Raw genomic sequence first — 14,276 nt, forward strand, 5'->3', positions numbered from 1 at the left:
TGAATATTGGAGTGTTGATCTGTTTTTCATTAAAATAGCCATAATAATTGAGAAACTAATATAATCTATCTTAAACCAAATTTTACAGATCAATAGTTAGCTAAAAACGCATTTAAATTACTGTAAAATTTACTTTTTATAATTTAACGGTATTAATCGTTATATATTCTACCAATGTTTATGTATTCAAAGCCTTCATATCTAAATAGTACTTCAACATCATCATTTTCGAGATTATAAGTAACAACTTCTCTTTCCCACTCGTTCCAATTAAAAATGCTTGAAATATTTTTTACGATCAATAAATTTAGGTCAGACAATGACCATGTGGCATTCATGACTTTCTTTATACAAATTTTTTTACTTTCATTTGTTTTAAAACTGAATATATATGGATAATAGGGTTTGTTAATTGTTTTTTTGTATAATATCATTTTTCCGTTAGGCGAAAGCGTTGGATCAAAACCTTTAATTATACTTTTTTTTTGGCGAGTTTTAATGTCAAATGTAACAATGTAGCCATTCGTATCAGTATATAGCAGAGAATCATTGCTTGGAAGCCAAGACAAATTTGAATTGTACCCTTCACCTAAAACACAACTATCGTCATATTTTTCGCATTTCATTGTAAGCAGGTTAAGCACAAATAGAGTGAGACAGCCTTTTGAATTTCTATTTGACAAGAAAGCAATCTTTCTTTTGTCACGAGAAACGACAGGAGAACTTATCCCTTTGCCGGAAAATATTGTTTTGGTCTTGCCATTTAATTTATCTGCAATGACTATCGATCCTATATTTTCTGCAATTATATTTTTTGCATATATGATTTTATTACTTGTTTTTGAAAAGCTAGGATTAACTATAAACTCGTCATTATTTTTTTGTAAATTTAAATCTTCTAATTTTTTAGATTCAGAGGTCCATTGTTTAACACCATTTCGACTTACTATGAGGATTTGAAAAGGTTTATATTTGTGTTGATTCATTGATTTAACATCACTTAGAGTGTCGTCCGATACGGATAAAATTAGCGTTATTATTAAGTGTATTAGAAATATTTTGTTAGTATACATAAAAATTAATCAAGAACAACGTTAGATTTATGGAATAAAACGTAGCATTCATTTTCAGTCGCAAAATTTTTTATTATAGTAATTTACGCTAGAAACCTAAATTCGCGGTAGAAATTCCCAATGGGACCTTACATCCGCATGATTTTAGAGATCTACGCACGCAATCACAGCAATTATTACTGAAAAATTTATATTTACTTGGATCACATTTAAACATTGCGTCTTTTATGCATTTGTCAGTACAAGTGCACTTTCCTTTTTGGTCTTTAATCTTAAAACATGCTTTAAACCATGTATTTGGGGCAGGATCCGGACCAACATTTTTATTGTCATAAGAAATCGTTGATCCATCACTAAACGAAACATAACAATGTCTTGGTGGAAACAAATATGCCACGGGGCCAAATGCAAAACGTCTGACGCATGCTTTGGCGATTAATCCGAATGGATCGATAAAGTTAACAGGGTTGGAATTGGCATACGAATAGACATTAATTCCGCCATCAGTGCCAATCGGGTCTTCCTTCAAGTATCTCCCAATTTTTGGATCATAATACCTGTGAAAATTGTAATGCAATCCTGTTTCATGATCAAAGTATTGTCCACCAAACCTTAAATTATTCTCAACGGTTGAATTGCCATCAGTAATTGCAAAACCAAACGAGCTATATTTAGCTGACCATACTAAGTCTCCATTGCTGTTTGTCATGATCTGTGGCGTACCTAAATGGTCATTTTGATACCAGTAGTAATCATTTCCTTGTTTCATAAACAACGGGTCAGAAGTCCAGTTGCTATCTGGTGCATAACCATAGGTTTTCAACTCATTTCCGAAAGAATCATATTCACCGACCAGCCCTTGTTCAGCGTAATGAAAATAGGTGCGAATACCCTCAACCTCTTTCCATATTCGCCGACCAAATATATCATAGCTGTATTCAACTGACATATTTGAGTTGTCTCTGGCAAAATTCGATAATCGATTTTCGACATTATATGTAAATGTCTCTATTGATCCAGAAGTATTTTTAATTGTTGCACTACCGTTGGAATCGTAAAAAAAGGCAATGTCCTCATATGCAGTAAGTTGATTATTAGCATTGTATGTCCAAGTATTACTCCCTATTCCAGAAGAAATACGGTTCCCTGCAAGATCATAAGCAAATGTATCATACGTTAAATCTGGATTACTACTTTGAATAAGATGGTATAGAGAATCATAGCTATATCCATATGCACCATGCTCTGTATTTTTTACTATAACATTTCTGGCATTATCATATTCATAGCTATAATTCATTATTATGTTATTTAAAGGGTTGTAAGCAACAATGTTTTCAATACTCTGCATGGTATCATAATATAATTGTCTACTCACCCCTCCTGGAAATACTATTTTTTGAGGGTGGTTCCACTGAAAACTGCTTTTTACCACATCCCCCAAACCAGGTATGCTGACTGCGACTATCTGATTAATATCATTGTAGGAGTATTGGTACGGTATTTCATTAGGGCCAGTATAGTTTATTAACAATCCATTTCCATTGTATGAGTACCGATTAGTCAAACTAAAATTGCCATAATTTATTGTTTCGCTTATCTTTCGATTAATCGCATCATATGTATAGTTGGCATTAACATTGCCATTGTCATAGCTCAACAGATTGCCATAATTATCATAGGAAAAAATGACCGTCTTGATAAGGTTATCGCCACTTGAATCAGCATAATAACGTATTTCTATAACACGATCCGCAATATCATAAACATAGTCGCATCTTTGACCCTTCGCATCTATTTTCTGGATTAGCCTACCTGAAACATCGTACTGAAAGCTCTCCTCCTCAAGCATTGGACGGATTTTTCGTATCAAGTGACCCTGTGAGTCGTATTCGAAACTGGTTATATTTCCCTTCGGATCAGTCAACTCAATTAGATTCCCGATAGCATCGTAGCTAAATGAAGTTAATCCTCCTTGAGAGTCGTTAAAGGACAACTTACGACCGATGGCATCATAATTATATTGTGTAATATTGCCGTTTGGGTCTGTTTCTCTTATTAATTGTCCTTTGGCATCATACTGATAGGCTGTCACATGGCCCAGTGAGTCAGTCATAGATAATTGGTTGCCAATTGCATCGTAGGAATAGGCTGTCTCGTTTCCCAAAGGGTCTATAATTTTTATAAGCTTTCCCTGTTGGTTGTAGTTAAACGTTGTCGTATTTCCCATAGCATCGGTTTGTTGCGTAATATTTCCGTGTATGTCATAGGCAAAGTTAGTAATGTTGCCTAATGCGTCAACCGATGAAACTCTGTTTCCTGTCTCATCATAGGTATGGGAGATCGTATATCCTAAAGCATCGGTAGCACTTAATAATCGACCATTAAGATCATAGGTAGAAATTGTAATGTTTCCATTTGCGTCTATCTGTTGTGTCAAATTACCAAAAGTGTCGTAATTGAAAGTGGTTATTGCACCCAATGGATCGGTCACTTGGAGTAACATTCCATTGCTATCATAGGTAAATGTTGTCGTCTGCCCTGAAGGGCCACTTGTGCTTAACCTATTTCCCTTGGCATCGTATGTGAAAGTCCAGCGGCTTTCATTTGCCCCTCCACTATCCAAGACCATTGCTGTCTGATTACCTCTACTATCATATTCGTATAGCGTAACAACATTTAGAGGATTAGTCTCTGACTCTAATAAATCTGTTCCAGCTCTATAAGTATACGTCCATGTATTTCCTAAAGCATCAGTCTCGCTAATGATGTTGCCAAAATCATCATAAATATAGGTTGTACGTTTTCCGTTTAAATCCTCTTGCCAGTCTATACTTGTAGCGGTAATTTTGTTTAGTTGATTTCTTTTGACATTATTAAGAGGATCTATGATTCTTTCTATCACACCGATATCGTTATAGTAATAAGCCCAACGATGGCCCTGGGAATCGCGTTTTTCTGTCCTATCATCGAAATATGTAATAGTATAAGTTTCACCTTTTTCTACTAACGATGTAACCCGTGGCGGTTGATTGTTGTCGTAAGAAATCGCCTCAACGGTGTTTCCTCGAGCATCGATTATTTGAACCAAATAATTCTTATTATTGTAAACATACTGAGTAGCGTGACCCATCGGGTCCGTTACTGAAACTAAATTGCCATTTTCATCGTAGGCATAGGCTATTGTGCGTCCAAAATTGTCTGAGATATTTGCAATTTTACCGTTTGCGCCTATAGTGAAATCGATATAATTGCCTGAAGCATTAGTTATCCGGCTTAGGCAGCCAACCGAATTATATTCGAAGACCATTTCATTCTGGTTTTTATCGGTAATTTTTTCTATCTTTCCATCAGATCGAATGTCATACCAAGTTCCGTTGCTAAATCCGATAGTATAAGTATCTGATCCGCTTTTAATCAGCTCATAATTTGCACCATATTCTGTGAGGCGCGTTAGAGTTCCATCCAGATCTTCCCGGTAATAATTTTTTTCACCTGTATCGAGAAGAACACCAATTCGCCTTTCACCGGTCTTATCTCTGGAAATTATAAGTTTCCTACCGAAGTTAAAAGTCCAGCCGTATCCTAACAGGCTGGAGGACCATTCTTGGCTATTATAGGTTCTTTGAATTTGAAGGGTGGGGCCAATTCCGGGAATAGTTAAATCGGAATATGTTTTTTGATAGCGTCCAGTATTGGCATAAACAGGGCAGACCTTGCAATATAATTCACAACACTCTTTGGATGTGTACCCACCTCGAAATACCCCATCATATCCATATTTGCCCCAGCCCTCATCACCACCTCCACCTTCCACACAATCATGATTCTGATCCCAATCCCAGTTTCGGGAAACAGCTGTGCCGGAAAAAAGGGCAACAATGATCATCGAGATTGCTGCTATTGCAATAAGCCGCATATTGATCGTGGAACAGGTTTTAACTTTCATCTTCATTGTTCCCCTCCCTTAGTAATCAATCCTAGTCAAAGCATATTTCAACATGGACGCGTTGCCCTGCTGGTCCGTGGCAATCAGTCCAAGCTGATAGTCTCCGATATCGACATATTCGCCGTTATTGTTTTTACCGTCCCAGAAAAAGGTGTTTTCTCCTGCGGAAATATTGTTTTGGATAGCCGTCCTGAGCAGGTTCCCCGTTTCCAGGCTGTATACCCTCAACTCTACATTGTCAGCCGCTTCAGAAAGGTCATATGTCAAGACAATTCCCTCCCCATTTCCATAGGAGTCACATTTTTCACTAAACGGGCTGTAATAATTTGGATCGGCAGAAACATTGGTGATAACCGGTTTGCCGCCGGTCATAAACATGGCATTATCCGGCAGGTAATACCCCCAGATTCCAAGAACAAAAACGTTTCCTGGCGGTGGTTCGGCAATATTGCCGTTGTCATCGGTTCCATCCCAGTAAATGGTATGGGCTCCAGCCGGCATTGGCATCCGGTTGGTCACGGTTTTTATACGTGTATCCGTATAACGCAGGATTCCCACAAAAAGGGTGACTTCCGATGCCCTGCTCAAGGTGAAATTAACCGGTAAAAATTCATCCTTGAAGGGTTCGAAAACCAGAGGGTTAGATGTAGATCCTCCCGTGTTTGACCGCGGCGGGTTGTAGCGTCCACCTCCGGTGGTGTTGGTCAAATCAAGTGTCCTAACTTGCCCGTCAACGATGTACTGCATCACTGCGTAGTAGGCTCCGTCATTGACCACGGCGCCGTAGTCATCCCGGCAATCCCAATAGTCGCTGTAGCCTCCAAGGCTGCGTTGTTCGTTGTTTACCAAGGTCCTGACAACATCTCCATTCGTATTTTTAACTAGAATGGAAACTTGAGAATCAGCACTAATTGAACTGTTAATATTTGTCCCAGTAGGGATCAATTCGGCATCTGGCATCGTTGTGCTGTCAACGTAAAACTCATTTAAGATGACATATTGGGTATGGGCTGTTGTTAACGCCGTCAACCGCAGCCTGAGCGCATTATCAATGCCAGGCAAGGAAACAGACGAGGGTGAGGTCGTTAAATCCATTTCCTGAGAGTACAAAAGTGAATCATTCTCACCAAAAACATCGACTCTGACTCGCGACATTCGGTAAGAAGAGCTGTACCATCTGGCGGTAAATCCATTCAGTCGCTGCTTAAGGTTAAAAGCGACTTCGAACCACGTATCTCGCCCATAGTAAGGGGTGTAATAGCGGCGTGTCTGCCATCTTGTTGATGTGTTTCCGTCTATTGCGCGACTGGGAGCATATGATGAACTGTACTGACTGCTTGCACTGGCGGACATGCCGATATCGTCAAAAAAGCCCACGGTATCGCTTTGGATCGATAGGCTGGTTTGGATATTGACGGTAATCGGAATCTGATCGACTCCGGTTAGCCCTGTGCTGTCGGTCACTCTCAATTTGGCTACATGGGTACCAGCCTGGGTATATGTGTAGGAGGTGGATCCTGAAGTGGCCGAAGACCAGTCGAATGTTCCATCATTGTTAAAATCCCACTCGTAAAGCACAACATCATTGTTTGGATCTGTTGCGGTTCCATTAAAGTTGACATTGAGCGGGGCATTGCCAGTGGTTGGCGTCGCTGCAGCCGTTGCCGTGGGCGATCCCGGAGGTCCGGTGTTGACCACCGTGGTTGCTGCCAACGCGGTGGCCGTCTGGCCATCGTTGTCGGTTACCCGGAAAACCGCCTGGTAGCTGCCGACAGCTGTGTAGGTATGCGAGGTGTTCCCAGAGGTTGCGGAAGACCAATCAAAGGTACCGTCACCTTCAAAATCCCATTCATACAATACGATACTGCCGTCTGGATCGCTACCTGAACCGATCAGTTGAGCGGTCAGGGGCACTTCGCCGTTGGAAGGAACGATATCTGCAGTTGCCGTCGGTGGATTGTTTTGCACCGTAATGGGAATGCTTGCCGAGGTTGTCGCGCCCGTGCTGCTCCATATATGCAGCGTGGCATTATAGGTTCCAGGTGTGTTGTAGGTATGATTGTAGTCCCGAGCGATTTCGTCATAAGTCTCGTAGCTGCCGTTGCCGTCAAAATCCCAGCGAAATCGCTGAATGGTTCCCGCCGGATCTTCACCATCGGCGGTGAAATGAACGGTCAGCGGCGCAGTCCCGGAAGTAGGCGTAGCCCCAGGAATGGCCCTTAAAACACCTACATTGAAATTGGATGTAGCATCGCTTTGGTTACCGACGCGGTCCTGTATGCTCACATTCAGCGTATGAGAATCCACTGACAGTTCATTCCCAGCGGCCACCTGATAACTTGCCCCGGATTCAGTCACCGTAAACAAGCCCGACACGTCAGCACCATCCAGCGCCGCCTGGAATGAATCGGTGGCGATTCCCGATTCCGTGTCATTGAAGGCCACGGTGAAGTTAGGAGTGGTGGTGTTGACAAAAGCACCATCGACGGGATGGGTGATAGAGAGTTGCGGTGGAGTGGTTTCAGGCAAAATTGCAAATGCGTTTAAAATCGATCCTGGCGCACCCAATGCGGTATCGGTCAGAAATGTGCTATTGGTGCCGTCTCCGACTGAACGGAGGACTATAGTACCATCTGGATTGCACAGATAGATCGTACCGTCATAGCCGACGTGCAGGCAGTTTACCAGGGCCGTCTCGTTCAAGCCGAGTTGGGCATTGCTCATATAAAAGGTGTTCGTGTTGGCCCCTTCGGATTGCAGCAGGTCGGAAACGTCTTGGACTGAAAAGATGCTTTCCCCATCGATGCCTACATGCAGTGAGGCAAGCTGATCGGTATCGGCCAATCCCAACTGGGCGTTGCTGCGGTAGACGCCGTTGTTGCCGTCGGCAGCTGACTGCAGGATTCCAACCTGATCCTTAAGCACAAAATATAGATCGCCGCCATCCGGCAGAACCTGGCTAAGTCCTGTCAGGTCGGAGAATGAAGAAACTCCCAATTCACTTCGCCGATAGTAGTCCACATAAGTACCGTCACCCGGTGAAGCAAAAATCCAGTCATTATCAGCTATCGAAAACAGATATCGCAGCGGTTGTGAACTGGCCCGAACCTCGAAATCCAGCGTTTGACTGGAGGCGTTTCCGCTCAGGTCACTGATGCTGACCATCAGCTGATGCGTCCCTACTGCCAGCGGGGATGCAATTTGGCTGTCGGCACCCGATGCAGAAACCGTGAAGCCGGCAGTTGCATCCTGTCCGTCGATTTCGGCTGAAAAAGATCCGACATCTATCCCAGATCCGTCGTCTGAATACTCAACGGTGATCAGCGGAGTGCTGTTGCTGGTTACAGAGCCAGTCAGGGGGTTGGTAACGGTGAGGGCAGGTGGGGTTTCATCATCTGGGCCTGCGAGAAGGATGACGGTGTAGGAAAATCTCAGATTGTTCGGGTTGTGGAAATACCACCGTATAGTCGATGACGTTTCCTGGACATCTAAACTGCCATCACCCAGTTCGCCGTCATAAAGGTAATATGGCTTTCCATCATCCGTTGTGCCATCGGCATTCTCAACTGTCACCTGATCCGTCGATACGCTGTCGATCACAGCTAAGACCGGCCCCTGGATAGACTCACTACCAATGTTTCTGAGTCCGACATCCAAGTATGCCATCCCAGTGGCCCGGTTTCCTAAAAGGCGACTTTTAACCAGAACTATGGAGCTGGTTACATCGGTTCTGGCAACGGCCAATGAGACAGAGCTGATTAAGAAAAGTGATAAAACGAGGCAGGTTAAAAACAAGCGCAGCCAGACAAACCCTCTTTTTCCCATCGTCCCCCCCCTGTTCCGGCTGTAAAAAACCGGGATACAAAAAAGTTCATTAGGAACTTCTGGCAACCCGGCTATTCCTTGGAGGAGACGGATCCGTGGCTTTCCGTGCCTGCGCACCGTTTCGGGAACCGGTTAGAGGAGCAAAACGCTGACGTGGCTTTTCAGAAATTCAGGATTAAAAGAATCAGCTTTTTTTTCTTTTTATGAAGGGCAACCCACACATCCCTGTAGCGATCAGCAAAATAGTAGCAGGTTCGGGCACAGGAGCAACATTTGCCGCGGCTAAATCAATATTGGAGACGGTAGCCGAAGATCCAAGAGCCCCCATATCTCCACCCCACCAAAGTACCCAGGCCAAATCAATTGTTTGCCCTTGATAGGCTGACAGGTCAAACTCTTGATACCCACTACCTTGTGTTGACATCGTAATCACTGGCGAAAAATCGATTTCTAATGTCAGGTAATCCCAGGTGTCATCAGGCTCTAAATCCAAGCTGTAATTAAATGACAAAATACCGGCATCACCAGCAACGGTAAAAGATGAATTGGAATACGCATAATATTGTTGGAAATTATCATCCACAAATGAAATTGTGCCTCCGGATTCAGTCGCATCACCCATGAAACCGGATAAATCGAGCGGTACGCAAAGGGCAGGAACAGCAGAAAAACATATAATAAAAACCATCACAGAGAAAAAACAACCAAATTTTTTCATGTGGCACACCCCTTTTCTCACCTAAGGAAAGGCGAGAGTTGCATAAAGAAGTCCAACTGCGCAACGACGACAACTCACCGTTCTTCAGAAAGACCAAATCAGAAAATGGATCTATGAAAGATATCTCTACCCCCGCAGTTGTCTCTGCAAAATGTGAGCCCAATGAATGAATAGGCATCAAAAAACTATGATCGAATATAATATCATTGGGTTATGAGAGTTTGTGCTATAACTGAAAATGATCATGAGCCTAAATTATGTAAATTAGTAAATAAAAAATATGTAATTATATACTTATTTTCACAATTTGAATGGAGGGGACGTACGATTTCACTATATGATACGGAACAACAAAACCGAAAATAGAAGTAACTTTTAAGTCTCTAAATGAACATGGGTGAAAATGTTTAAATACAACATCTTGTAGTCAGCTGGGTTGCATTCTGTATTGTTATTATATTACGATACTTCAAAGAACCCCTAACAGCAGATAGCTTGCCAATGATAAAAATAGCGTACAATGGCAGTATGTTACAGATATGAAATCGAAATATGAAGAGATTGCCAAACAGAATGGACCACACTCATGGCCCACACTGAATGACAAAATGGCGGCTGGCTATGGAAGGTTCTTACTCGGCTTGAACGTCACCACGCTTTTTCCCTTAATCTTGATCTTTTCACCGGTCTGGGGATTACGGCCCATCCGAGTTTTACGATAAACGTTTCGAAAGGTGCCAAATCCCACCAGGGTTACCTTGCTGTTCCTTTTTTTGAGTCCTTTCTTGATGCCATCGAGAGCGGAATCAAATGCTGCTTTTGCTGTGGCTTTCGGAATGTCGGCATCCTTGGCAATTTTCTCGATAAGTTCAGCTTTGGTCATGCGGCCTCCTTGATCATAGTTGGGTTGGTGGTTATCAGATGTCCTATCGCTCGAGGCATCGGTGTATAGCAGACGGCAGCAAGATCATCGATTTCAGCGATCAACCCTTTCCTTCAATTCCTTTCCTGGTTTGAAGAAAGGCAGCTTCTTCGGGGCGATTTCGACCCGCTCCCCGGTTTTGGGATTCCGCCCGATGTAGGCACCATAATCCTTCACGAAAAACGAGCACAATCCACGAATTTCAACCCGGTCACCGTTTGACCAGCAATTGTAATTTTGAAATGGCTCTCTTTGCTACCCAAACAGAAGTTTTTTTCAATCAAAGTTCGATGCATTTATTTTCTTTATTATTTCAAAATGTTCTGGACACAGAAGCTTGTAATGGATATAAGAGGGTGAATACTCATCCACTTTTACCAAAAGCGAGCCAGGGCCATGCGATTGCCAGAACAAGAAGAAAACCGCATCCTACTTGAAAGGAAACATGCAGAATTCACATTTGACAAAGTGATCCAATTTTTTCGCCAAACTATTTCTGCATTTCCTGACCGGCGCATCGGCACTAATACCAGCTACAGCATAGAAGACGCAGCCCTGGGAGCTTTTTCTGTTTTTTTTACCCAAAGCCCATCCTTTTTAGCCTTTCAATCCGCTATGCAGCAAACAAAAGGCAAAAACAATGCGCAATCACTTTTCGGCCTCACTCAAATTCCCTGTACCAACCACATCAAAAGTTTAATGGACGAGGTCCATCCCTCTTATGTCACGCCCGTGTTCAAATATCTTTTCGACGGATTGGAAAAATCCGGTCATCTGGACGGGTTTCGCTCATACGACAACAATTTATTGGTTGCCTTTGACGGAACGCAGTATTTTGCTTCAAATACAATTCATTGTGATAATTGTAGTCGCAAGCACCATAAAAATGGAACCGTAACCTATTCGCATTCAGTCGTGACCCCGGTGATTGTGGCACCGGAAAACAATAAGGTGATTGCTTTGCAACCGGAATTTATTACCCCCCAGGATGGCCATGATAAACAAGATTGCGAAAACGCGGCAGCAAAACGCTGGATCGATCAATATGCGGCGGAGTATCAACCTTTTGGCATCACTGTATTGGGCGATGATCTATACTGTAAACAACCGATTTGCAAAAAACTATTAGATCAAGAACTTGATTTCATTTTGGTCTGTAAACCCGATTCTCATAAAACCCTTTACCAGTGGCTGGATGAATTGGACGCCATGCAGACCATCGAAACCGTGGTGGAGAAGCGCTGGACCGGCAAAACCCATGAAATCGATACGTATCGCTTTGCCAACAAACTGCCGCTACGTGATAGTGAAAACGCCATTGATGTTAATTGGTGCGAACTGACAACAACCCTGCCCGATGGAAAAATCGTGTACAAAAACGCATTTGCAACCAATTTTGAAGTTTCAAAGAGCAACGTCAAGCAAATTGTCAAAGATGGCCGAGCACGCTGGAAAGTCGAGAACGAAAATAATAATGTTTTGAAAAACAGAGGCTATAATATTGAACACAACTTCGGTCACGGGAACAAGCACCTTTCATCATTATTGCTGACCTTCAACTTGTTAGCCTTTCTGTTCCATACCGTTCTTGAACTGATGGATGAGAAGTACAGCTTGGTTCGTGCTGAGTTACCAACGCGCAAAACCTTTTTTGACGATGTGCGCGCTTTGACGCGATATATGTATTTTCCCAGTTGGGAGGCGATGTTAACTTTTATGATGCGAGGCCTGGAGATCGAATACGTAGACACCAGTTAAAATCCTTGGCAGATTTTCACATCAAACCGTACGAGTTCCTTTATTAACCAATGGATAGGTTTGATCAAAATTTCTGATACAGAGAGCCAAAAATGAAAAAATTCATCGGCTGGCTAATTGCGTACAGTTTTGTTTCACTTTTTGATCATAACCTGAACTAAATTTTTCGAAGAACTGATCGAATTGCCATGCTGGTACAAACCTGAACCGCATAATTACAATTGCTGCCGTTTGACAGGGCGTTGGTCATTTCATTGAAAAAGATGTCCACTATGGCGGTAGCTTCAGATTTGGAAAGATTGGCTGCTTCCTTCAATGCCTGGATCAGTTCGAGCTTGTTCATGTGTTCAGCACTCCAGATTATCTTACTTTTGGGAATGGTAGGATGGAAATTTTTTTGAAGAATAAACTCTGAAGAATAAATCTGTCAATGATTAAAGTAATTTATCCAAGATGATGCAGGAATTACGTTCCTTATCGAACATAAATTCATTGAAGCTGTTTTAGCCAGAACAAACATGGAATTTAAACGCAGGTATTGGGTATGAGGCAAACCACATGATGTAGTGTTCGATTATTTTTATGATATATTACAATGAGATAGCAGTAACCAAAAGATACGCAATCATTGTTGTATGTCGGATCTATCTCACCAATCAATTGTAAATGATTTGGAGGACGGAGGTGAAAAAGAATTCAACAAAGCGGTTTCGAAGCAGATCAATTCCGTAAAAAAACAGATAAAAATTTTATGGAGAACAGTCAAAACATATTGTGTAATTTGTTTCTTGTTTATATAGTTTTTGTAACATTCATTTCCCAACACCTACCTTACAAGTTATCTGTTAATTCCATAACTATCTGCTGAGATTGAATATTTCTATTATTCTGTAACTATAGCATGTTAATTGCAGAGCCTGCTAATGATTCTATGGTTTCCGTGCTATAGAGAATGATGAAGAATTTGTGTATCTTCTCATTCCTGTACGCAACATCAATTGGCTGTTAAAAATTATTATTGAAGATTCGGTCGTATCGAGTACTCTTTTTCGAAGAACCATGTTATCGCAAGGTTGAAGAGGTGTGTTTAGAGTCCATCGTGCCTTTATTCTTGCGGAATAGGGAGTTGAATGATGATTAGAATCGCCACTCGCACCATTGTCCTCGGATTGTTACTGGTTTTCTTTCATACACCCCTTCATGCGGTTATGCTTTCGGATGCTTCTTCATGGTGGGATTATAGTTATACCGCTGTCGATGCCACACCGGGATCATACACCATCAATTTTGACTTCAGGAGCGAGATGAGTGCCGACGTTCCGAATTTTACTTGGCCGGATGCCTTCTTTGCCACGGTATATTACGTGGACGGCCTCAGTCAGTTCGATCTCGAATCTTCTTCTTATGACGATTGGGATGAATTGTTTAGTTTAGAATATTTAGGACCATACGACAACTATGGCTCCATTACCGCAAGTGCCTTGGGGGGTGACTGGTATCATTTTACCGCCACCTTGGACAACGAATACAACTTTATCATCCCCACCTTCGAGCTATACGACGGAAATTTTATCACCGGCGACAGCTGGGTGGAGATAGAAAATGTCAATGTGGTTTTAGATTCATCGCCGGCCCCTGTTCCCGAACCCGGAACAATGTTGCTTATGCTTACCGGACTAACCGGGTTGGGCGCGGCGATGAAGAGAAAAAAGCACCTTAGTTCATATAAATAGTTTGAACCTTTTTTATAATTGAAATAGATTAAGCTTTAATTGAAGGGGTATGGAACCCACCGTGAACCGCTACGTAAATAAATAGCGGTTAACATCCATGGGGGTACAGATCTTGATTTCTTGAAAATGGATGCGAATAGCTGAGAAGGTATTGTGAGTTGAAAAACGCCAAACGATTAGGGCGTTTATTTGAAGCCTTGTTATTACTAATGTGGGGATACTTTGCGGTTCACAAAGGTGGTACCGAAAAGCCCGAATCGATGCTTGTATAGATACGTCGATTCGGGCTTTTTTTGTG

The 14,276-nt window shown here is 42.1% G+C and carries 8 protein-coding genes and 1 pseudogene; 2 read left to right on the forward strand and 7 right to left on the reverse strand.

The window, feature by feature from the left end; genetic code table 11:
• Positions 1–152: 152 nt before the first annotated feature.
• From GN112_RS03620 to GN112_RS03645, 6 genes and pseudogenes are all read right to left on the reverse strand, one after another.
• Positions 153–986 carry a TolB-like translocation protein gene (locus GN112_RS03620; protein WP_155308988.1) on the reverse strand — a complete coding sequence of 278 codons (834 nt, stop codon included), beginning with the start codon at positions 984–986 and terminating at the stop codon, positions 153–155.
• 175 nt (positions 987–1,161) lie between these two features.
• On the reverse strand, positions 1,162–5,028 hold the full coding sequence (locus GN112_RS03625; protein ID WP_155308989.1) for an RHS repeat-associated core domain-containing protein: 3,867 nt from the start codon (positions 5,026–5,028) through the stop codon (positions 1,162–1,164).
• 12 nt (positions 5,029–5,040) lie between these two features.
• Positions 5,041–8,847 carry a PKD domain-containing protein gene (locus GN112_RS03630; RefSeq protein WP_155308990.1) on the reverse strand — a complete coding sequence of 1,269 codons (3,807 nt, stop codon included), beginning with the start codon at positions 8,845–8,847 and terminating at the stop codon, positions 5,041–5,043.
• Positions 8,848–9,031: 184 nt separating this feature from the next.
• The gene (locus GN112_RS03635) at positions 9,032–9,565 is read right to left on the reverse strand and encodes a PEP-CTERM sorting domain-containing protein (RefSeq protein WP_155308991.1); all 534 of its coding nucleotides are present in this window, start codon (positions 9,563–9,565) and stop codon (positions 9,032–9,034) included.
• A 619-nt stretch (positions 9,566–10,184) separates the two neighbouring features.
• Positions 10,185–10,448 (reverse strand): HU family DNA-binding protein, encoded by a 264-nt coding sequence (locus GN112_RS03640; RefSeq protein ID WP_155308992.1) that lies wholly within the window; start codon positions 10,446–10,448, stop codon positions 10,185–10,187.
• Between the two features lie 93 nt (positions 10,449–10,541).
• Positions 10,542–10,706: pseudogene (locus tag GN112_RS03645) on the reverse strand (HU family DNA-binding protein); the annotation flags it as partial.
• Positions 10,707–10,883: 177 nt separating this feature from the next.
• Between GN112_RS03645 and GN112_RS03650 the strand changes: the two are divergent.
• Positions 10,884–12,245 carry an ISNCY family transposase gene (locus GN112_RS03650; protein WP_414736118.1) on the forward strand — a complete coding sequence of 454 codons (1,362 nt, stop codon included), beginning with the start codon at positions 10,884–10,886 and terminating at the stop codon, positions 12,243–12,245.
• A 157-nt stretch (positions 12,246–12,402) separates the two neighbouring features.
• On the opposite strand, the gene GN112_RS03655 is transcribed toward GN112_RS03650, so the two are convergent.
• On the reverse strand, positions 12,403–12,588 hold the full coding sequence (locus GN112_RS03655; protein ID WP_155308993.1) for an HU family DNA-binding protein: 186 nt from the start codon (positions 12,586–12,588) through the stop codon (positions 12,403–12,405).
• Positions 12,589–13,375: 787 nt separating this feature from the next.
• Here GN112_RS03655 and GN112_RS03660 point away from each other — a divergent pair.
• The gene (locus tag GN112_RS03660; RefSeq protein WP_155308994.1) at positions 13,376–13,978 is read left to right on the forward strand and encodes a PEP-CTERM sorting domain-containing protein; all 603 of its coding nucleotides are present in this window, start codon (positions 13,376–13,378) and stop codon (positions 13,976–13,978) included.
• Positions 13,979–14,276 lie beyond the last annotated feature (298 nt).

The sequence above is a fragment of the Desulfosarcina ovata subsp. ovata genome, assembly GCF_009689005.1.
In the GTDB taxonomy this organism is placed as follows: domain Bacteria; phylum Desulfobacterota; class Desulfobacteria; order Desulfobacterales; family Desulfosarcinaceae; genus Desulfosarcina; species Desulfosarcina ovata.